Source organism: Streptomyces sp. NBC_00252 (assembly GCF_036187565.1).
Taxonomy (GTDB): domain Bacteria; phylum Actinomycetota; class Actinomycetes; order Streptomycetales; family Streptomycetaceae; genus Streptomyces.
The window spans coordinates 891,212-910,231 of sequence record NZ_CP108087.1 but is presented as its reverse complement, the minus strand read 5'-3'; the positions used below and the strand labels follow the sequence as shown (position 1 = coordinate 910,231).

Genomic DNA, 19,020 nt, shown 5'->3' with positions numbered 1-19,020 from the left:
CCGGTGCAGCCTGCGGCACATGCTCGCAGGTCATTTCTCCACCGCCTGGCGCACGGTGGGCACGCAGGAAATGAGGGTGTCGACGCCGACGATCTGCAGCACGCGCAGCACGGACGGCTGGGTACCGGCCACCCGCAGCCAGCCCTGGGCGTCCACGGCCGCACGGTGCGCGGCGATGAGCGCGTTGATGCCGCTGGAGTCCATGAACGTCAGGTCGGTGAGATCGGCGACGGTCCGCGGCGGACCATCGGCAGGCGGTCTCAGCGCCTCCTCGGCGAAGTCCCTTGCGGCGTGGTCCAGTTCGCCGCGCAGGGCGACGATCCGGACGCCGTCGAGGGTGGAGTGATGGACCGTCAGATGGCCGGGCCGGGCGGGGAGTTCGTCTGTCACCGTGTCCTCGACTGCGTTCGCTGGTGCGACTCGGACCGGTCCCTGTGCCGAAGCCGGGCCGGATGGCAGGGGGGAGCCGCGCACGGAGGCGCGATCGAATCGCCTGGCGAGAACATGAGGTACGTCGGGCCGGGTAGGCGTCGCCCGACGACGGGAACGGAAGGTGACACGGAGTGGAGCCTGCCGACAGTGACGGCGATGGTGAGCTGAGCTCCCGTCACCTGGCCGCTTCCGTCACCTTGAGCGGCGACGACACCTGCATCGCCGAGGCACGCGACCTCGCCGCGGACTTCCTCGTCCGCGTCGGCGTGGACCACGGGGTGGCCGTCTCCGCCCGCGCCATGGACCTCACGCGCCTGGTCGTCAGCGAGCTGGTCACCAACACCGGCCGGCACGCGCCCGGCCCGCTGCGGATGGAACTGCGCATCCTGGACGACGCGGTGGAGGTGACCGTACGGGACACCGTCCGGGTGCAGCTGCTTGCCCGCCCGGTCGATCCGCGCAGGGTCGGTCAGCACGGTCTGGAGATCGTCATGGCCGTGGCGCAGGCGTTCCAGGTCCGCCTCGAACCGGACGGCAAGGCCGTCACCGTCCGCATCGCCCTGGCCGACGAGGTGCTCGGCAGCGGATCCCCGCTCGGCGCTCCGTGAGAGCGGTGTGTTCATCCGGCCAGCAGTCCGCTGCGGAGTTTGCCGAGCGTGCGGGTCAGGAGACGGGAGACATGCATCTGGGACACATTGAGTTCGCGGCCGATCTCGGCCTGGGTCAGCTCCCGGCCGAAGCGCATCTCGATCAGGGCGCGCTCCCGCTCGTCGAGCCGCCGCAGCAGAGGGGCGAGCGTGTGCAGGTCCTCGAAGAGTTCCAGGGCGGGATCGGTCTCGCCCACTGTGTCCGCGTACTTCGGTGCGCCGTCGTCGGCCTCGGCCTCGCCGCCCGGGGTGTCGAGCGAGCCCGCGGCGTAGCCGTTGGCCGCGACGAGGCCTTCGATGACCTGGTTGTCGGTCAGGCCGAGGTCGGCGGCGAGTTCCTTCACGGTGGGCGCGCGGCCCAGCGTGGTGGTGAGGCTTTCCTTGCTCTTGACGAGGTCGGCGCGGAGTTCCTGAAGGCGGCGCGGGACGTGCACGGCCCAGGTGGTGTCACGGAAGAAGCGCTTGATCTCGCCGACGATGTAGGGAATGGCGAACGAGGTGAACTCGACCTCGCGGCTCAGGTCGAACCGGTCGATGGCCTTGATGAGGCCGATGGTGCCGACCTGGACGATGTCCTCCATGTCGCCGCTGCCCCGGTTGCGGAAACGCCGTGCGGCGAAGTGCACCAGGGACAGGTTCATCTCGATGAGGGTGTTCCGCGCGTACTGGTACTCGCGGGTGCCCTCCTCCAACTCCTGGAGCCGGTCCAGGAACAGGCGTGAGAGCACGCGCGCGTCCTTGGGGGCGACCTTGCCGCCGTTCTCGATCCAGGGCAGGTCGTCCGTCGGTTCCGGGGTTTCCCCGATGGCGGGGGTCGTCGGTCGGCGGACATGCACGGAATGGGTCACGGGGCCGCCTCAGGTGGAAAGCAGGATGAAGATCTCCTGCCCCCCAACATCGCATACATGTTCGATCAGTGTGGTGAGGGGGAGGGGGAGGACGGAGATCAGGTGGATCGCAGACGGCCCTCGCTGTCGATCCGGTTCTCCGCACGGCCGACGAACCGGACAGCTGCCGCTATGCGCCCGACGCGTCCGAGCCGGCAGCCTTTGTGCCGTCCTCGGAGGGACGCCGCTCACCACTGCCCGCTGCCGAAGCCTTCTGGGCCTCGTCGTCCTGCGTGCGGGGACGCGCCGCGTCCTCCGCGTCCTTCCGGGCCTCGGCGTCGCCGCTCTCCCCGGGAGCCTGCGACGGAGGGGTGGGCCGTGCGTGCTCGTGCTTGCTCATCGTCGCTCCAGGTGGTGCGTGAGATCTGTCCGGCCCGCGTGCGGGCCGCCGTGCCGTGGGCTACCAGCGATACCAGCGCCCCCGGCTTCCGCTCGCGTTCGTCCCGCGCACCAGGAACCCCAGGAGCCAGAGGACGAGAACGACCAGAGCGATCCACCAGAGAACCTGGACCGCGAAACCGGCGCCGAAGAGAATCAGCACCAAGAGCAAAACCAGCAGAATGGGAACCATGATTGCGCCTCCTGGTCCCCGAGTGCCCTGAATCGCCGAGATCAGACGCGCTGAAGGCAGCGGATCTCGGCGGCCCCGTCGACAGATACCGCGCGAGCCCGGGCGACAGGTACCTCGCGGACCGGGAAAACGCGCCTGGAGTCACCGCTGCGGCCCGCCCACGTGCGGTTGCGGCGCCCGAAAGATCGCGGAAGTGTCCATTGTGCCGTGTGAGGTCCGAATCGCCGGGCACTCGGAGCGTGACGCATTGGTCGGGTGTGCCCCATGAGGTCCGCCCGTAAAGCGCCCCCTCGCATGGAGCCACCCGACGGGTGCGTCCGGTGACACGCTCGGGGCGCGGGCTGTGAGGTGGACGAGTGATCGACATGACAGCGCGGGACGACGGCGGAGGCGCCAGAGTACTGGCGCCATGGCGGGTGTACGCCCCACAGCACGACACCCGACTGCTGACACAGGCACTGGACCGGGAGCGACTCGACGCCGCGGCCGCCGTCCTCGACGTGGGAACCGGCTCCGGTGCCCTCGCCCTGGCCGCCGCCCGCCGGGGCGCCCGCGTCACCGCCGTAGACCGGACCTACCGGGCGGTCCTCGCCGCCCGCCTCAACGCCCGGCTCGCCCGGCTGCCCGTCGAGGTCCTCCACGGGGACCTCTTCGGCCCGGTCACCGGCCGTCGATTCGACGTCGTCGTGAGCAACCCGCCCTACGTCCCGACGCCCGGGGCCATGCCCCGCAGCCACCGCGCCGCGATGGCATGGGACGCGGGTGCCGACGGACGTCTCCTGCTGGACCGGATCTGCCACAGGGCGCACACGTCGCTGCGTCCCGGCGGCGTCCTGTTGCTCGTGCACTCCACCCTGTGCGGCATCGCGCCGACCCTGGCCGCCCTGGAGCGGTCCGGACTCGAAGCCCGGGTGACCGACCGGCGTCTGGTGCCCTTCGGTCCCGTACTCCGCTCCCGCGCCCCGTGGCTGCGGGAGCAGGGGCTCGTCGACGCCGACGAGGAGAAGGAAGAGCTGGTGATCATCCGTGCCGAACGGACCCGTTGAGTCCTCGCACCGCGTCACGCTGACGAACGACGGACCGATCCTGCTCGAAGGACCGGTCGAGGTGGTGCTCGACGACGGCACCACCGTGCGCTCGGACCGCTTCATCGTCGCCCTCTGCGTCTGCCGGCGGAGCCGCTCCTACCCCTGGTGCGACACCAGCCACCGTGCCCGAGCCAGGAAGCGCACCCCATGACCACCACCGCACCGCCCGCCCACGACCACACCACCGGCCCAGCGCTGCCCCGCAGCAGGGGAGAACTCTCCCGCACGGTCCGCCAGGCCCTGACCCGCCCCGCCGGGACACCGCTGCCCGAGCGGGTGACGGCGGCCTACGCCGAGCCGTACGGGGACGATCTGCAACTCGCGCTCTACCTCTGCTACGAGCTGCACTACCGCGGCTTCGCCGGCGTCGCCCCCGCGTGGGAGTGGGACCCCGGCCTGCTGCGGCTGCGAGCCGAGATGGAGCAGCGCTTCCTGTCCGCGCTCCGTGCCGACGTCGGCCCGCCGAGAAGGGCCGAGGACGCGCTCGCGGACCTTCTCGTGGAACCCGCCGAGCCCGCAGGTGCCTCCCAATTCCTCAAGGAACAGGGGGAGTTGTGGCAGTTCCGCGAGTACGCGGCGCAACGCTCCCTCTATCACCTCAAGGAAGCCGATCCGCATGCCTGGGTCATCCCGCGGCTGACCGGACGGGCGAAGGCCGCGATGGTCGCCGTGGAGTACGACGAGTTCGGCGCCGGACGGGCCGAGCGCATCCACGCCCGGCTGTTCGCCGACCTGATGACGGACCTCGGTCTCGACACGACGTACGGGCACTATGTCGACGCGGCCGGCGCGGAGATGCTGACGAACGTCAACCTCATGTCCCTGTTCGGACTGCACCGGGCGCTGCGCGGAGCCCTGGTGGGCCACTTCGCGGCCGTGGAGACAACCTCGTCGCCCGGCTCCCGACGCCTCGCCCAGGGGCTGCGCCGGGTCGGCGCGGGTCCTGCCGCCGTCCACTTCTACGCCGAGCACGTCGAGGCCGACGCGGTCCACGAGCAGATCGTCCGCCGGGACGTCGTAGGCGGCCTCCTCGAAAGCGATCCCTCCCTCGACGAGGACATCGCCTTCGGTGTCGACGCCACCGAATGGACCGAGAACCGGCTCGGGAACCACCTCCTCACCGCCTGGCGGGACGGCCGTAGTTCCCTGCGCACGCCGTTGTGACCTGCGCCCGATTCATCGGCGGGACAGACAGGCCCCTCGCTCACGCGGTACGAGCGCAGTGCCTGGGTACCCGGGACGGGTGCCACCCACCGGGGTGAGGCACCGAGGAGAGGCGTCGTGATGTCTGCGCAGTCCGAGTCCGGGTCCGCCCGGGACGAGCACGACGGGCCGGAAGGGGCGGACCTGAACGGCTCCGACAGCGGACCGGCCGACGCCATACGGGAGTTCCGGCCCCCGCAACGGGAATCACGCGGCGCGCGCAAGCGGTCCTGGGTGACGATCGGCTTCGCCCTGGGTCTGGGGGCGAGCCTGGCGTGGCTCACCGTCCAGACCGTGCTGCGGGTCAGCTCGATGCTGACCCTGCTCCTGCTGGCCGTGTTCATCGCGATCAGCCTGGAACCGCTCGTCGTCTGGTTCACGCGCCGGGGTCTGCGGCGCGGCTGGGCCGTCGCGATCGTGCTGACGGGGTTCGTCGTCGTGCTCGCCGGTTTCCTGGCGCTGGTCATTCCGCCGGTCGCCAAGGAGATCAGCGCGCTGATCGACGCGGTGCCCGGCTGGCTGGAGCAGCTCCACAACCACCAGTCCACGATCGGCCGACTGGAGGACCGCTACCACGTGGTCGAGAAGGCCAAGCAGCAGATCGGCTCGGGATCCGGGGCGTCCGGTCTGGCCGGAGGCGTCCTGGGCGCCGGGCAGCTGGTCCTGAGCACGGTCACGTCCACGGCGATCGTGGTCACGGTGACCCTGTACTGCATGGCGGCCCTGCCGACGATCAAACAGTTCGGCTACCGGTTCGTGGCGGCCAGCCGCCGTGAGCGCGTCGAGGGCGTGGCCGAAGAGATCATGAACCGGATCGGCAAGTTCATGCTCGGCAACCTGGCCACCTCGGGGATCGCCGGCGTGGCGACCTTCGGCTGGTGCGCGGCCACGGGCGTCCCGTACGCCGCCGCGCTGGGCATCTTCACCGCGCTCATGGACCTGATACCGATCGTGGGCTCCACCCTCGCCGGAATCGTCGTCAGCCTCGTCGCGCTGTCCGTCTCCCTGCCCATCGCGATCGCCACCGCGGTCTTCTACATCATCTTCCGGGTCGCCGAGGACTACCTCATCGTGCCCCGGGCCATGAAGTTCGCCGTCGACGTCCATCCGCTGGTCACCGTCCTCGCGGTGCTGGTCGGCGGCGCGCTCCTCGGCATCATCGGCGCCCTCGTCGCCATCCCGGCGGCCGTCGCGGCCGGCCTGCTCCTCGACGAGTACGTCTTCCCCGAGAAGGAACGGAAGTGAGTGATGCGCCCCGGGGGGGCTGGTGATAAGTAGAGGATGCCGGGTACGCGTGCAAACGTCAGGAAACGTACGCAAAGGCGAAGACGTGGATCGGATCGACCCCGCCCCGGCAGGGCGAGCCGCGAGGAGAGGAGCGCCATGGTGAAGATCGGGTACACGATGATGACCGAGCAGGCAGGCCCACGGGAGCTGGTGGACCACGTGGTCGGCGCCGAGCGCGCCGGTTTCGACTTCTCCGTCACGTCCGACCACTACTTCCCCTGGCTGGAGTCCCAGGGCCACGCCTCCTACGCCTGGAGCGTCCTCGGCGCCGCAGCCCAGGCCACCGAACGCATCCCCCTGATGACGTACGTGACCTGCCCGACGACCCGCTACCACCCGGCGGTCGTCGCCCAGAAGGCCGCCACACTCCAGCTCCTCTCCGAGGGACGGTTCCGCCTCGGCCTCGGCTCCGGTGAGAACCTCAACGAGCATGTGGTGGGCGGCGGTTGGCCCGCCGCGCACGTCCGCCTCGCGCGACTGGAGGAGGCCGTGGAGATCATCCGCGCACTCCTCGCGGGAGAGAACGTCAACCACCACGGCGCCCACTTCGACGTGGAGAACGCCAAGTTGTGGGACCTGCCCGACACACCCCTGCCGATCGGAGTCGCCGTCTCCGGCGACAGCTCGTGCGAACTCGCGGGCCGCCTCGCCGACTTGCTCATCGCCACCGAACCCAAGCCGGAACTGACCTCGGCGTTCGACGGCTACGGCGGCGCGGGCAAGCCCAAGGTCGGCCAACTGCCCATCTGCTACGACCGCGACCGCGACGCGGCGATCACCCGCGCCCACGACCAGTTCAGGTGGTTCGCCGGCGGCTGGCCGGTCAACTCCGAACTGCCGGGCCCGGCCGCGTTCGAGGGCGCCACCCAGTTCGTGCGCCCCGAGGACGTGGCCGAGTCGATTCCCTGCGGCGACGACGTGCAGGCGGTCGTCGAGGCCGTACGGCCGTACGTGGACGCCGGGTTCACCGAGATCGCGCTCGTCCAGATCGGCGGCGACCACCAGGAGCCGTACCTGGAATGGGCCGAACAGAAGCTGCTGCCCGCCCTCCGCGAACTGTGAGCCCACGATGACCACGAAACGCGCCGCCATCTTCGACGTCGACGGAACCCTCGTCGACACCAACCACCTGCACGTCGTCACCTGGTGGGAGGCGTTCAGACAGGGCGGCCACCGCGTCCCCATGCGGGACATCCACCGGGCCGTGGGCCTCGGCGGCGGCGACCTCATCGAGCACCTGCTCGGCAAGGACCGCGACCGTGACGAGGACGAGCAGTTCGTCGCGGCCCACCACGCCCTCTACGCCACGTACTTCGAGCGCCTGCCTGCCCTGGCGGCTGCGGGCGACCTGCTGCGCGAACTGGCCGGGCAGGACTGGACGATCGTCCTGGCGACCTCGGCGAGCGGTGCGGAACTCGCCGCGCTGCGCCGCGCGATCGACGCGGACGACGTCATCCTCGGGGCGGCCAGCGCGGACGACGTCTCAGACGGCAAGCCCGCCCCCGATCCCGTCCAACAGGCCAGGGAACTCGCGGGAGTTCCGAGCGAGCGTGCCGTGTTCGTCGGCGACACCGTCTGGGACATGAAGGCCGCCGTACGGGACGGAGTGACCCCGGTGGCGCTGCTGTCCGGCGGGATTCCCCGCGCGGACCTGGAGGCGGCCGGCGCCCACGCGGTGTACCGCGACCCCGCGGACCTTCTCGAACGGCTCGACACGAGCGTCTTCGCCGACCGGTGACGCCATGAGCCCGCGTACGGGGAGCGGGGGAGTGGCCCCGAGCGTGACGTCGACGTCGTCCCGGACACTCGGCCAGACACAGGGAGCGCCATGACAGAACTCGACCCGTTCACCGATCTGCTCGACCCACCGATGTACGTCGTGACCACCGAGGCCGACGGTGAGCGGGCCGGGTGTCTGGTCGGATTCGGCTCGCAGTGCTCGATCGAGCCCGCCCGGTTCATGGTCTGGCTGTCCAAGGCCAACCGGACCTTCCGGGTGGCCGAACACGCCGAACGGCTCACCGTCCACCTGCTCCGCCGCGACCAGGTGCACCTGGCCCGGCTCTTCGGCGGCGAGACCGGCGACCACATCGACAAGTTCGCGGACGTCCCCTGGCACCCGGGACCCGGCGGCTCTCCCGTCCTGGACGAGGCCCCCGCCTGGTTCGTCGGCCGCGTGGAGAACCGCATCGACGGCGGCGACCACGTCGGATTCCTCCTCGCCCCGGAGACGGCCGCGAACACACAGGACGACACCGTCACACCCCTGGCGCTGAGCGACGCCCTCGACATCGACCCGGGCCACCCCGCGAACTGACGGGCGGGGCACGATGCCGAGGATGAACCAGGAGACACTCGACGGCGCGACACACGCCGCCAAGGCAGCCGGACGGGGGTAGTGGAACACCCCTCCGGCCGCACCCCGCAATTGGCCTGCCGCGCACCGGAATCGATGCCCTCGGCTGCGCCCGGAACCGGGCCGTACGCGGCTTCGGCGGCCCCTCGTGCACGTTCCGGGTGCGGTCTGCCGCTGCCGTGCCGCCTGCTCGCCGGCACGCCCTCACCGGCCCGTCCGCGGCCTCGCGGCAACCACTCTGACCTGGTGTTTCTCGCGAATCCGCCTAGGGTGGAGTCATCCACCGAACGCCATGGGAGGGGTCTTCGTGAGCGCGGAAGGCATGGAGTACGACGCTGCCGACATCACGGTGCTGGAGGGGCGGGAAGCCGTTCGGAAGCGACCGGGGATGTACGTCGGCTCGACCCGTCAACGCGGGCTGCATCACCTCGTGTTGGAGGTCGTCGACCGGGCGGTGAACGAGGTCCTGGCGGGCCGTGCAGGTTCGGTCGACGTGACGCTGACGTTCGACGGCGGTGTGCGGGTGGCCGACGACGGGGTCGCCGACGGCGAGTCCTACGGGGCGGACCTCGAAGCGGAGTTGACGAGCTTCCGCGTCGGCTCCGGGTTCACCGGCCGGAGGACCGCCGTCGTCGGGCCGTTCGGCGTAGGGCTGTTCGTCGTCAACGCCCTGTCGAGCCGCCTTACGGCCGAGGGGACCCGGTGGGCCAGGGAGTACGCGCGCGGTATCGAGGTCGAACCGCCCGCCACCGCGGGGGCATCGCGCGGCAACGGGACCACCATCTCCTTCTGGCCCGACGCCGAGATCTTCGAGACGACGTGGTGCTCCTTCGCCGTGCTGGCGGAGCGATTCCGTCAACTGGCCTTCCTCAACCGGGGTCTGGCCATCTCGCTGACCGACGAACGCCCGGCGGACGGGGTACGCGCGGTGCTGTTCCGCTTCCCGGACGGCGTACGGGACTTCGTCGCCGCCCTCGACGCGGAGGCGGGAGGTGCGACCGACCCGGAGGTCATCGGCTTCGAACGGGAGGACCCGCGCATGGCGGGGACGATGGAGGTGGCCCTGCGGTGGTCGGGCTCCCCGGCGCGGATACGCGGCTTCGTCAACAGCGTCGCCCCCCGCGAGGGCGGCACCCACGTGGACGGTTTCCGCGACGGCGTGGTCGCCGCCGTCACCACGTACGCAAGGGAACGGGGACTGGCGAGCGCACCCGACCTCGAAGCCTGTGCCGAACGGATCGTCGAGGGACTCACCGCGGTCGTGTCCGTGAAGCTCGACGCACCTGAATTCCTCGGCGCCACACGGCAGTTGCTGGGCAACGCCGACGTGCGGGGCTGCGTGGAGGAAGCCGTCCGGGAGCACCTCCGCGACTGGTTCGCCGCACACCCGGAGCAGGCCGCACGGGTCGTCGACGACCACGTCACCCGTGCCGTGCGGCGGGACTGAGCAACAGCGCGCCGCCGTCCCGCCGTCGGCCTGCCCTAGGGCAACGGCAGGGACCGCAGGATGTGGTGGACCATCGTCTCGATGACGATGTGGTCCGGGTCCCCACCCGGCAGGACGAGCGCCGGATACGCGCTGCCCACGGTCTCCGGGTAGGCCGGTGCCATGCGCGGTGCGGCATCCCCTGTCGCGTGCGGGCCGGCGTGCAGGTCGATGCTGATCAGGTGTCCCCGGGTGGCGCGGTCGTTGCCTGGGGTGAAGGTCAGGAACCGCCCGCCGACCAGGCCGGCCTGCGCCGTGGTCGTGGTGTAACTCCACAGTTTCTTCTGGTGATCGAGGTCGTAGGCGTTCCAGTCCCCGCCGCCGGGATCCTCCGCACTGACCTCGAAGAGCATCAGCACACCGTCGGCCGAGATCAGCCCACGCTCGGGTTTCTGCCCGCTGTCCTTGGCGGTGGGGAGCGGTCGGAGGTCGGCCGGGTCGAGTCGCCGCAGTGCGGGGAAGGTGTCCTCGGCCGTGTTCGCGGAGCCTGAGCACACGAGGTAGCCGCCGCCGGCGATGAGGTGCGGGCACGTGGTGCCGGAAGTGGTGGTCGCGAGCGCGTCGCCGGTACGGGCGTCGCGCGCCGTGACCTTCGAGGAGCCGGTCGTATAGACGCGCCCGCCGAACGCGACCGGGCTCTCATCGCGGTCGGCGTCCACGGTCCGGTGCCACAGCCTCTTGCCGTCGGACGCGCGGTACGCGCCGAGCGCCACATCGGCCTCGCGCGTGAAACTGCTCCAGGTGTCCAGCGCGTAGACGACCCCCTGCGACGCGACGAACCCGGCGTACACCCGGTCGGCGGGCAGCCGGAGGGTCCAAGCCGCCCTGCCGGTACGGAGGTTCGCGGCGCGCAGGGTGCGACCGCCGCTGGTGACCGCGCGTTCGGCGGCCTTGTCCACGACCAGGCCGAGGTTCTTGCCCGCGCCGGTGGCGGGCACGGTCCAGGTGACCGCGCCGTCGGTCCGGGACCGCCCGACGACACCGTCCGCACCCGTGGCGCACACGACCTGGTGGGCCGTGGCACCGCAGACCCGCACCCCCTCCGAGCCGGAGAGGTCCTTGGTCCAGCTGCGCCATGAGCCCTGGACCGCCGTGGCGTCGGAGGCCGACGCGTCGTGCTGCGAGGACGCGGCCGTATTTCCCGTCTCGGCGGGCCGCGCGTCCCCGGAGCCCGTGCAGCCGACCGCCGTCACTCCGAACAGGACCGCGCCCAGCACCCCGCGCACCACTCGAACCCGTCGCATCAGCCACCCCCGGCGTGTGAAGCGCCCATGGTCGCAGACGCCGCGCATCCGGCACCATGCCCACGTCACACCCGGTCCGCGCGTGCGACCGGCGGGGAAATGATGACCCGACCGGTTGGTCCTCACGGCCGGACGGTGTGGCGGCACGGGAGCGGAGGCCGCGTTGGGGACACTCGCGGTCCGGCGCCGCGCGGGCGGCGGGTTCCCTGTCTGGCTGGAGAAACGTGGTGCGACTTCCCCTGTTTCGGGCCGTGCTTGCGGCCTCGGTGCTCGTGGCGTCCGGAGCGGCCGCCGCCGCCCCGGTCCGGGCCGACGGGACGTCCCGGCCCCGGGCCGTCGACGATCTCGCACGGTACGTCAACCCGTTCGTCGGCACCGCACCCGGCGGCCCCGACTTCGGCCACGGCGGCGGCGCGGGCAACACCTTCCCGGGCGCCTCGGCACCGCTCGGCGGGGTGCAGTGGAGCCCCGACACCGTGACCTACCAGCACGGCGGCTACTCCTACGGCGACAACCGCATCCTCGGCTTCAGCCTCGCGCACATCTCCGGAGCGGGCTGCGCCGCCTACGGCAACGTCCCCTTCATGCCCACGCAGGAGACCGCACCGCCGGCGTACGCCACGTTCTCGCACGCCAACGAGCAGGCGGCGCCGGGCAGTTACCACGTCACCTTCGACAACGGCATCGGCACCGACCTCACTACCACCCAGCGCTCGGGCATCGCCCGCTTCACCTACCTGGCGTCCGACACCCGCCCGGCCGCCGTGAGCATCGACGCGGCCAAAGCGTTCACCGCGGCCACCGGATCGGTCGACATCGGCACCGACACGCTCTCCGGGTACAGCGACAGCGGCGCCTTCTGCAAGGCCAAGAACCGCTACCGGCTCTACTTCCACGCCACCTTCGACCAGCCCTTCGCCCAGGCCGTCCACCCCGACGGCAAGGCGGGCTCGGCCATGGTCACCTTCGCCCCCGGGGTGCGCACGGTGACCGCCCGGGTCGGCGTCTCCTTCGTCGACGTCGAGGGCGCCCGCCGCAACGCGCTCGACGAGCAGAAGGCGCAGTCGTACGACACGATCCGGCAGGGCGTGCGCGACGACTGGAACCAGTGGCTGAACCGGATCACCGTCGGCGGCGGCACGGACGCGCAGCGCCGGATCTTCTACACCGCGCTCTATCACGCCCTCCTGCACCCGAGCGTCTTCAGCGACACCGACGGTCGCTACACCGGCATGGACGGTGTCGTCCACCGCACCGAGGCCGGGCACGTGCAGTACGCGAACTTCTCCGGCTGGGACGTCTACCGCTGCCAGGTCCAGCTGCTGGCGCTGCTCGCCCCGCGCGAGGCCTCCGACATCGCGCAGTCCGTCCTCAACCAGGGCCTCCAAGCGGGCTACTTCGACCGCTGGACCCTCGCCAACGGCGGCAGCGGCGTCATGGTCGGCGACCCGCTGCCCGCCATCGCGTCCGCGATCCACGCCTTCGGCGGCACCGGCTTCGACGCCGCCACCCTGCTGCGCACGGCCCTCGCGGACCGCCAGGACAACCGGCAGCGCCCCGGCCACGAGCAGTACGACACCCTCGGCTACGTCCCCGCCGGCACCAAGGGTGTCTGGGGCTCGGTCTCCACCACCCTCGAATACGCGGTCGCCGACTACGCCCTCGCCCAACTCGCGCACCGCCTCGGCGACTTGACGTCCTACGACACCCTGCTGCGGGCCTCCGGGAACTGGCGCAACCTCTTCAACCCCGCCACCGGCTACCTCCAGCCCCGCGCCGCCGACGGCACCTGGCCCGCCTTCACCCCGGCCCAGAAGACCGAGTACGTGGAGGGCAACGCCGCGCAGTACACGTGGATGGTGCCGCAGGACCTGCCCGGGCTGTTCGCCGCGATGGGCGGGGACGCCGCTGTCACCGGGCGCCTCGACACCTTCTTCACCAACCTCAACGCGGGCGCCGACCAGCCCTACGCCTACCTCGGCAACGAGCCCTCGTTCGGCACCCCTTGGGCCTACGCCACCGTCGGGCACGCGGACCGCGCTGCGGCCGTCACCCACCGCGCGCTGGCCACCCTGTTCACCGACGCACCCGGCGGGCTCGTCGGCAACGACGACCTCGGCGCCATGTCGTCCTGGGCGGTGTGGGCGAGCCTCGGCCTCTACCCCGAGGTCCCCGGCACCGCCCAACTCGTCCGCACCGAGCCCGTGTTCACCACCGCCACCGTCCACCGGGGCGACGGCACCTCGCTCACGGTCGGCGCCGGGGCGCGCAGGCGCTCACTCCGCTAGCAGGGCTCGTACCGGACGGGCCGCCGATCCGGGAGCGGCCGTCACCTCGGTCGGCTTCAGGGCGCCGTGCGGCCCGTCGCACTCCACCACCACCCGCACCGGCGCGCCGCACTCGGTGTGCCGTACGTCGAGCACCGGCCCCTCGGGGTCGGCGGCGTACGTCTCGCCCCACTGGCGCAGGGCCATGAGGACCGGCCACAGATCGCGGCCCTTGCTGGTCAGCCGGTACTCGTGCCGGGTCCGGCTGCCCGCCTGCTGATAGGGCACCGTCGTCAGGATGCCGGCCGCCACCAGCTTGCGGAGCCGGTCGGCGAGCACCGCGTCCGAGAGCCCGATATGGCGCCGGAAGTCGTCGAAACGGCGGACCCGGATGAAGGCGTCCCGCAGGATCAGCAGGGTCCACTTCTCGCCGACGAGATCCAGCGTGCTCTGGACCGGGCAGTTCTCCGTGCTCACGTCGAGCCATTCCATGCCGCCAGCCTAGCCACCTGGCTCTGTCATTGACAGTCAGCTGCCGCGAGATCTAGCTTCTCTACAAGAAGCCAGCTGGGGAGGTAGCGCCGTAATGGGACGGTCACGCACGTACGAGTGGGACGACCCGGGCGTCTCGGCAGCCGCCGTGGGACAGACCACGGGTCTGGAATTCCTGCGGGAGCTGATCGGCGGGCGGCTGCCCGCGCCGCCCATCGGGGCCACCCTGAACTTCGCCCTCGACGAGGTCGAGCACGGCCGCGCGGTGTTCTCGCTGGTGCCGGGGGAGGAGCACTACAACCCCATCGGCAGTGTCCACGGCGGGGTCTACGCCACCCTGCTCGACTCCGCCGCCGGGTGCGCGGTGCAGTCCACGCTGCCGCAGGGCATGGGGTACACGTCCCTCGACCTGACCGTGAAGTTCCTGCGCCCGATCACCGCCGACACCGGGCGCGTCCGCGCCGTGGGAACGGTTCTGAACGGCGGACGGCGCACCGCGCTCGCGCAGGCCGAACTCCTCGACGAGAAGGACCGGTTGCTCGCGCACGCCACCAGCAGCTGCCTGCTGTTCCCCGTCCCGGGGGTGTGACCCCGGGACGGCGGAAATCCGCCTGTCCCCCGCGCAGGCGGATCCGTACCGTCAACTCCCTTGATCCCCATGGACGAAGGCGCTGCCGGAACGCTGTGCAGTTTGCCTGGCGCGGCTGCCGTGGTGGTATGGGGAGAAGTACGTACGTGGACGTGACACACGCGGGATCGTGAGGACGTATGACGGGCGGGCCTGCCGGGGCGTACGAACGCATGCTGGCGGTGGCGGTGGCGGCGCTGCACGAACGGGACCCCGAGCGGCTGTGGCCGCTGGTCGCCGCGTCCCTGCCGGAGCTGTGCGGGGGCGAGGCGCTGATCTACAAACTCGGCGAATGGACGGACCGGACCGGCGCGATGGGCCTGTCGCCCGCCGCCGCGGCGCACCTCGGGCGGATCGACGACGACGCGATGGCCGTGCTGCGCCGTGGCTACCCCTTCGCCGACCACTACGCCACCGCCGGTGCCGCCCGCCGCCCCGGCACCGCGCACCGGATGGCGGGTAGAGGGTGGGCGCGCAGCCGGACCGCGGGCACGGTCAGCCGGCTGCTGGACGCCGACCACGTCCTGGCGATCCCGCTGCCCGGCACGGCCACCCCGGTCACCGGCTGCCTCGTCTACCGCGCGGGCACCGACTTCACCGAGGACCAGGTCAGGGCCGCCGAGCAGCTCCAGCCCCTGCTGGCCGGGGTGGAACAGCAGCGGCAGCTCCTCGAACGCTGGCGCGCGACCACGGCACCTGCCTCTGTGTCGGAACTCCCGACGGACTCCCGGCTCACACCCCGCCAGGTCACCGTCCTCATGCTCCTCGCGGACGCGCTCACGGCCTCGGCCATCGCGCACCGGCTGGGGATCTCCGTACGGACGGTCCACAAGCATGTCGAGGGCCTGTACCGGAAGTTGGGCACGCGGGACCGGGTGAGCACGGTGCTGCGGGCGCAGGAGATCGGCTTGTTGCCGGGGCGCGCGGGGCGCTGAAGTGAGGGGCAGCTGCCCTCCGCGGGCTCGCCGATGTGCGGCCCGCGCCGGACACCGAGGCCCCCGCCCCCTGCCCCCGGCTCCCTCGATGTCCGATGATCGTCGTGGACACCCGGGTCCCCGTGGCCCGCACTCGGCATCGACAGGAGCTCACCCCCGTGACGTACGACATCACCGCCCTGCGCGCCCTGTTCCCCGCCCTGAGCAGCGGCACCGCCCACTTCGACGGGCCCGGCGGCACCCAGACGCCCCGGCCGGTCATCGAGGCCATCACCGAGGCACTGGCGAATCCGCTCTCCAACCGCGGTCAGGTGACGGCGGGGGAGCGCAACGCCGACGCCATCGTCACCGGGGCCCGCGCGGCCATGGCCGATCTCCTCGGGGCGCAGCCCTCGGGGATCGTCTTCGGCCGCAGCGCCACCCAGCTCACCTACGACTTCTCCCGTACGCTCGCCGCGAGTTGGGCGCCCGGGGACGAGGTCGTCGTCACCCGTCTCGACCACGACGCCAACATCCGCCCCTGGGCGCAGGCGGCCGAGCGGGCCGGCGCCACCGTGCGCTGGGCGGACTTCGACCCCGCGACCGGCGAGCTGACCCCGGACCACCTCCGCGCCGTCCTGTCCGACCGCACCCGCCTGGTCGCCGTCACCGCCGCCTCGAACCTGATCGGCACGCGCCCCGCGGTCGGTGAGATGTCACGCCTGGCGCATGAGGCCGGGGCCCTGTTCTGGGTCGACGGCGTCCACTACACCGCGCACGCCCTGGTCGACATCGACGCACTCGGCGCGGACTTCTTCGTCTGCTCGCCGTACAAGTTCCTCGGCCCGCACCACGGCGTCCTCGCCGCCCGCCCCGAACTGCTCGACACCCTGCGCCCTGACAAGCTCCTCCCGTCCTCCGACGCGGTGCCGGAACGCTTCGAACTCGGCACGCTGCCCTACGAGTTGCTCGCCGGCACGCGCACCGCCGTGGACGTCCTCGCCGGCCTGGACGCCGACGCCACCGGCAGCCGCCGCGCACGCCTGGCCGCGAGCGTCGCCGCGCTCCACCGGCACGAGGAGACCCTGCGCACGCTCATCGACCACGGGCTCGCCGACCTCGACGGGATCACCGTCCACTCGAAGGCCGCCGAGCGCACCCCCACCGTGCTGCTGACCTTCGACGAAGCCTTCGGCGAGACCGCCACGCAGGACGCCTCCCGCTTCCTGGCGGAACGCGACGTGCACGCGCCGTCCGGCACCTTCTACGCCATCGAGGCCTCCCGGCGGCTGGGCCTGGGCGACTCCGGCGGCCTGCGTGTCGGCCTCGCGCCCTACACCGGCACCGACGACGTCGACCGGCTCCTGACGGGACTCGCCCTGTTCCTGAAGCAGGCGTCCCGCTGACCACAGGGACCGGCCATGGCATCGGTTGAGGGAGAAAAGACGTGCCCAATGACGGGTTAATGAGGGATTCCACCCCTTCAACATTGCCCCGTACTCCCTCTAGCGTTGCGCCCATGTGAACGGCCTGGTCGTCGGCCGATCAGTGCGTACGTCGCGGGGCGGCCGCCGGCCGTGGTCGCCCACCCCCACCGGAAGCCCGGAAAGGCCACAGCATGACCACCTCGTCCCTGAACAGGATCGCCGGCGCCCCCATCTCCTGGGGTGTGTGCGAAGTGCCCGGCTGGGGCTACCAGTTGACGCCCGAGCGGGTCCTGAACGAGATGCGCGAGGTCGGCCTCGCCGCCACCGAGTTCGGCCCCGAGGGCTTCCTGCCCAGCGCGCCGGACGCCATGGCCCGCACCCTCGCCGAGCACGACCTGCACGCCGTCGGCGGCTTCACCCCGCTGCTCCTGCACGTCCCCGGACACGACCCGCTCCCCGAGGCCGAACAGCTCCTCGCGGGCTACGACGCCTCCAAGGCCGAGGTGCTCGTCCTGTCCGCCGTCACCGGTCAGGACGGCTACGACTCCCGCCCCGAACTCGACGCCGACGGCTGGAAGTTGCTGCTCTCCAACCTCGACCGGCTGGCCTCACTGGCCGCCGAACGCGGGGTGCGCGCGGTCCTGCACCCGCACGTCGGCACGATGATCGAGAACGGCGACGAGGTCCGCCGCGTCCTGGAGCACTCGGCGATCTCGCTCTGCCTCGACACCGGCCACCTCCTCATCGGCGGCACCGACCCGGCCGAGCTGACCCGCCAGGCGCCCGAGCGCATCGCCCACACCCACATGAAGGACGTGGACGCCTCCCTCGCCGCCAAGGTCCAGGACGGCAAGCTCAGCTACACCGACGCCGTCCGCAAGGGCATGTACCGCCCGCTGGGCGCGGGCGACGTGGACGTCGAGGCGATCGTCACCCACCTCAGCGCGCGCGGCTACGACGGCTGGTACGTCCTCGAGCAGGACACCATCCTCACCGAGGAGCCCACGGCGAAGGGCCCGGTCGAGGACGTGTGGGCCAGCGCCGAGCACCTGCGGTCGGTGCTGCGCGGTGTCGCGTAGCCGTATACGGGCCTGATGCGCTTTTGATGGCCTCTGAGGGATTGACCGGTGTGCGAGGACCATCCAAGAATGCCGGAGCGATCGGTTGCCGCTTCCTTTCGATTCTCTTCTTCCCTTCCGAGTCCGATGAATCCAGGAAACAGAAATGACCGCTGACCAATTTCTGGCCACTTGTTGGACCACGGCGGGCGACACCGCTCCCGACGAGGAGGACCAGCGCAGTCCGCTCAACCTGCGGGAGAGGGTGGAAGCGGCACGGGACGCCGGATTCACCGCCTTCGGGCTGCTGTACGTGGACCTGGTGGAAGCCGAGCGCGAATACGGCATCGCCGGAATCCGGTCCCTGTTCGCGGACAACGGAATCGACCACGTCGAACTGGAACTCCTCACGGACTGGTGGGCCGACGGACCCCGGCGCGCCGCGTCGGACACCGTCCGCACCGGCATGCTGAGAGCCATCGAGGCGCTCGGCGCCCGCACCTTCAAGATCGGCCCCGACGTCGCGGACGAACCCTGGGAACTCGACGTCTGGGCCAAGGAGTTCGCCGTACTGGCCGCCCAGGCCGACGACGTCGGCGCCCGCCTGGGAGTCGAGCCGCTGCCCTGGTCCAACCTCAGAACCGTGCACGACGGACTACGGCTCGTCGAGGCCGCCGGTCACCCGGCGGGCGGGCTCATCATCGACGTCTGGCATGTCGAGCGCGCCCACACCCCGCCGGCCGAACTGGCCGACGTACCCGGGTCACGGATCGTCGGCGTGGAGCTCAACGACGCCCACAGCGACGTCGTCGGCAGCCTCTTCGAGGACACCGTGCACCGCCGACTCCTGTGCGGAGAGGGCTCGTTCGACCTGCCGGGGATCGTCGCCGCGCTCCGGACAGCAGGCTTTCGCGGCCCCTGGGGTGTGGAGATCCTCTCCGACACACACCGCGCCCTGCCGGTGCGTGAGGCCGCGGCGGCGGCATATCGGAGTGCCGCGGCACTGGTGAACTGAGAAAAAGAGCCACAGGGG

Annotated in this window: 21 protein-coding genes; 15 read left to right on the top strand and 6 right to left on the bottom strand. The window is 71.3% G+C overall.

Annotated features, from left to right (window positions below; translation table 11 throughout):
* Positions 1 to 30: 30 nt before the first annotated feature.
* Positions 31 to 390 carry an STAS domain-containing protein gene (locus OHT77_RS04000; RefSeq protein WP_328826564.1) on the bottom strand — a complete coding sequence of 120 codons (360 nt, stop codon included), beginning with the start codon at positions 388 to 390 and terminating at the stop codon, positions 31 to 33.
* 173 nt (positions 391 to 563) lie between these two features.
* Here OHT77_RS04000 and OHT77_RS03995 point away from each other — a divergent pair, with 173 nt between their 5' ends.
* The gene (locus OHT77_RS03995; RefSeq protein WP_328826563.1) at positions 564 to 1,040 is read left to right on the top strand and encodes an ATP-binding protein; all 477 of its coding nucleotides are present in this window, start codon (positions 564 to 566) and stop codon (positions 1,038 to 1,040) included.
* A gap of 11 nt (positions 1,041 to 1,051) precedes the next feature.
* Here OHT77_RS03995 and OHT77_RS03990 read toward each other — a convergent pair whose 3' ends face one another.
* From OHT77_RS03990 to OHT77_RS03980, 3 genes are all read right to left on the bottom strand, one after another.
* On the bottom strand, positions 1,052 to 1,915 hold the full coding sequence (locus tag OHT77_RS03990; RefSeq protein ID WP_328834145.1) for a SigB/SigF/SigG family RNA polymerase sigma factor: 864 nt from the start codon (positions 1,913 to 1,915) through the stop codon (positions 1,052 to 1,054).
* Positions 1,916 to 2,096: 181 nt separating this feature from the next.
* Positions 2,097 to 2,306 carry a hypothetical protein gene (locus OHT77_RS03985; RefSeq protein ID WP_328826562.1) on the bottom strand — a complete coding sequence of 70 codons (210 nt, stop codon included), beginning with the start codon at positions 2,304 to 2,306 and terminating at the stop codon, positions 2,097 to 2,099.
* Between the two features lie 60 nt (positions 2,307 to 2,366).
* Entirely contained in the window at positions 2,367 to 2,537 is a 171-nt protein-coding gene (locus OHT77_RS03980; protein ID WP_266778353.1) for a hydrophobic protein, read from the bottom strand.
* Between the two features lie 365 nt (positions 2,538 to 2,902).
* Here OHT77_RS03980 and OHT77_RS03975 point away from each other — a divergent pair, with 365 nt between their 5' ends.
* The 8 genes from OHT77_RS03975 to OHT77_RS03940 all read left to right on the top strand — a co-directional run bounded on the left by OHT77_RS03975 (position 2,903) and on the right by OHT77_RS03940 (position 9,918).
* Positions 2,903 to 3,583, top strand: coding sequence for a HemK2/MTQ2 family protein methyltransferase (locus OHT77_RS03975; RefSeq protein ID WP_328834144.1), 681 nt, complete (start codon positions 2,903 to 2,905; stop codon positions 3,581 to 3,583).
* A complete protein-coding gene (locus OHT77_RS03970) occupies positions 3,564 to 3,776 on the top strand; it encodes a CDGSH iron-sulfur domain-containing protein (RefSeq protein ID WP_266778355.1) in 213 nt (70 codons plus the stop codon). Before OHT77_RS03975 ends, OHT77_RS03970 begins: the two co-directional genes overlap by 20 nt.
* Positions 3,773 to 4,789 carry an iron-containing redox enzyme family protein gene (locus OHT77_RS03965; RefSeq protein ID WP_328826561.1) on the top strand — a complete coding sequence of 339 codons (1,017 nt, stop codon included), beginning with the start codon at positions 3,773 to 3,775 and terminating at the stop codon, positions 4,787 to 4,789. The genes OHT77_RS03970 and OHT77_RS03965 overlap by 4 nt, the downstream gene beginning before the upstream one ends.
* A gap of 120 nt (positions 4,790 to 4,909) precedes the next feature.
* Positions 4,910 to 6,073 carry an AI-2E family transporter gene (locus OHT77_RS03960; protein ID WP_328826560.1) on the top strand — a complete coding sequence of 388 codons (1,164 nt, stop codon included), beginning with the start codon at positions 4,910 to 4,912 and terminating at the stop codon, positions 6,071 to 6,073.
* Between the two features lie 138 nt (positions 6,074 to 6,211).
* Positions 6,212 to 7,177 (top strand): LLM class F420-dependent oxidoreductase, encoded by a 966-nt coding sequence (locus OHT77_RS03955; protein ID WP_328826559.1) that lies wholly within the window; start codon positions 6,212 to 6,214, stop codon positions 7,175 to 7,177.
* A 7-nt stretch (positions 7,178 to 7,184) separates the two neighbouring features.
* Positions 7,185 to 7,853 (top strand): HAD family hydrolase, encoded by a 669-nt coding sequence (locus OHT77_RS03950; protein WP_328826558.1) that lies wholly within the window; start codon positions 7,185 to 7,187, stop codon positions 7,851 to 7,853.
* Positions 7,854 to 7,943: 90 nt separating this feature from the next.
* A complete protein-coding gene (locus tag OHT77_RS03945) occupies positions 7,944 to 8,432 on the top strand; it encodes a flavin reductase family protein (protein WP_328826557.1) in 489 nt (162 codons plus the stop codon).
* 346 nt (positions 8,433 to 8,778) lie between these two features.
* Positions 8,779 to 9,918 (top strand): ATP-binding protein, encoded by a 1,140-nt coding sequence (locus OHT77_RS03940; RefSeq protein WP_328826556.1) that lies wholly within the window; start codon positions 8,779 to 8,781, stop codon positions 9,916 to 9,918.
* A gap of 35 nt (positions 9,919 to 9,953) precedes the next feature.
* Here OHT77_RS03940 and OHT77_RS03935 read toward each other — a convergent pair whose 3' ends face one another.
* Complete coding sequence (locus OHT77_RS03935; protein WP_328826555.1) at positions 9,954 to 11,201, bottom strand: outer membrane protein assembly factor BamB family protein; 1,248 nt, start codon at positions 11,199 to 11,201, stop codon at positions 9,954 to 9,956.
* 227 nt (positions 11,202 to 11,428) lie between these two features.
* Between OHT77_RS03935 and OHT77_RS03930 the strand changes: the two genes are divergently transcribed.
* Positions 11,429 to 13,489, top strand: a complete 2,061-nt coding sequence (locus OHT77_RS03930) for a GH92 family glycosyl hydrolase (RefSeq protein WP_328826554.1) — start codon at positions 11,429 to 11,431, stop codon at positions 13,487 to 13,489.
* Here OHT77_RS03930 and OHT77_RS03925 read toward each other — a convergent pair.
* Complete coding sequence (locus OHT77_RS03925) at positions 13,478 to 13,960, bottom strand: winged helix-turn-helix transcriptional regulator (protein ID WP_328826553.1); 483 nt, start codon at positions 13,958 to 13,960, stop codon at positions 13,478 to 13,480. The two genes, OHT77_RS03930 and OHT77_RS03925, sit on opposite strands and share 12 nt — an antisense overlap.
* 94 nt (positions 13,961 to 14,054) lie before the next feature.
* Between OHT77_RS03925 and OHT77_RS03920 the strand changes: the two genes are divergently transcribed.
* From OHT77_RS03920 to OHT77_RS03900, 5 genes are all read left to right on the top strand, one after another.
* Entirely contained in the window at positions 14,055 to 14,549 is a 495-nt protein-coding gene (locus tag OHT77_RS03920) for a PaaI family thioesterase (RefSeq protein WP_328826552.1), read from the top strand.
* Between the two features lie 179 nt (positions 14,550 to 14,728).
* The gene (locus OHT77_RS03915; protein ID WP_328826550.1) at positions 14,729 to 15,523 is read left to right on the top strand and encodes a helix-turn-helix transcriptional regulator; all 795 of its coding nucleotides are present in this window, start codon (positions 14,729 to 14,731) and stop codon (positions 15,521 to 15,523) included.
* Between the two features lie 158 nt (positions 15,524 to 15,681).
* A complete protein-coding gene (locus OHT77_RS03910; RefSeq protein WP_328826549.1) occupies positions 15,682 to 16,908 on the top strand; it encodes a cysteine desulfurase-like protein in 1,227 nt (408 codons plus the stop codon).
* A 212-nt stretch (positions 16,909 to 17,120) separates the two neighbouring features.
* The gene (locus OHT77_RS03905; protein WP_328826548.1) at positions 17,121 to 18,008 is read left to right on the top strand and encodes a sugar phosphate isomerase/epimerase family protein; all 888 of its coding nucleotides are present in this window, start codon (positions 17,121 to 17,123) and stop codon (positions 18,006 to 18,008) included.
* Positions 18,009 to 18,153: 145 nt separating this feature from the next.
* Positions 18,154 to 19,002 carry a sugar phosphate isomerase/epimerase family protein gene (locus OHT77_RS03900; RefSeq protein WP_328826547.1) on the top strand — a complete coding sequence of 283 codons (849 nt, stop codon included), beginning with the start codon at positions 18,154 to 18,156 and terminating at the stop codon, positions 19,000 to 19,002.
* Positions 19,003 to 19,020 lie beyond the last annotated feature (18 nt).

Coding starts and splice junctions, on each gene's coding strand:
- OHT77_RS03985 (WP_328826562.1), bottom strand. CDS start 2,306: ATGAGCAAGCACGAGCACGCACGGCCCACCCCTCCGTCGCAGGCTCCC.
- OHT77_RS03980 (WP_266778353.1), bottom strand. CDS start 2,537: ATGGTTCCCATTCTGCTGGTTTTGCTCTTGGTGCTGATTCTCTTCGGC.
- OHT77_RS03975 (WP_328834144.1), top strand. CDS start 2,903: ATGACAGCGCGGGACGACGGCGGAGGCGCCAGAGTACTGGCGCCATGG.
- OHT77_RS03965 (WP_328826561.1), top strand. CDS start 3,773: ATGACCACCACCGCACCGCCCGCCCACGACCACACCACCGGCCCAGCG.
- OHT77_RS03960 (WP_328826560.1), top strand. CDS start 4,910: ATGTCTGCGCAGTCCGAGTCCGGGTCCGCCCGGGACGAGCACGACGGG.
- OHT77_RS03955 (WP_328826559.1), top strand. CDS start 6,212: ATGGTGAAGATCGGGTACACGATGATGACCGAGCAGGCAGGCCCACGG.
- OHT77_RS03950 (WP_328826558.1), top strand. CDS start 7,185: ATGACCACGAAACGCGCCGCCATCTTCGACGTCGACGGAACCCTCGTC.
- OHT77_RS03945 (WP_328826557.1), top strand. CDS start 7,944: ATGACAGAACTCGACCCGTTCACCGATCTGCTCGACCCACCGATGTAC.
- OHT77_RS03935 (WP_328826555.1), bottom strand. CDS start 11,201: ATGCGACGGGTTCGAGTGGTGCGCGGGGTGCTGGGCGCGGTCCTGTTC.
- OHT77_RS03925 (WP_328826553.1), bottom strand. CDS start 13,960: ATGGAATGGCTCGACGTGAGCACGGAGAACTGCCCGGTCCAGAGCACG.
- OHT77_RS03920 (WP_328826552.1), top strand. CDS start 14,055: ATGGGACGGTCACGCACGTACGAGTGGGACGACCCGGGCGTCTCGGCA.
- OHT77_RS03915 (WP_328826550.1), top strand. CDS start 14,729: ATGACGGGCGGGCCTGCCGGGGCGTACGAACGCATGCTGGCGGTGGCG.
- OHT77_RS03905 (WP_328826548.1), top strand. CDS start 17,121: ATGACCACCTCGTCCCTGAACAGGATCGCCGGCGCCCCCATCTCCTGG.
- OHT77_RS03900 (WP_328826547.1), top strand. CDS start 18,154: ATGACCGCTGACCAATTTCTGGCCACTTGTTGGACCACGGCGGGCGAC.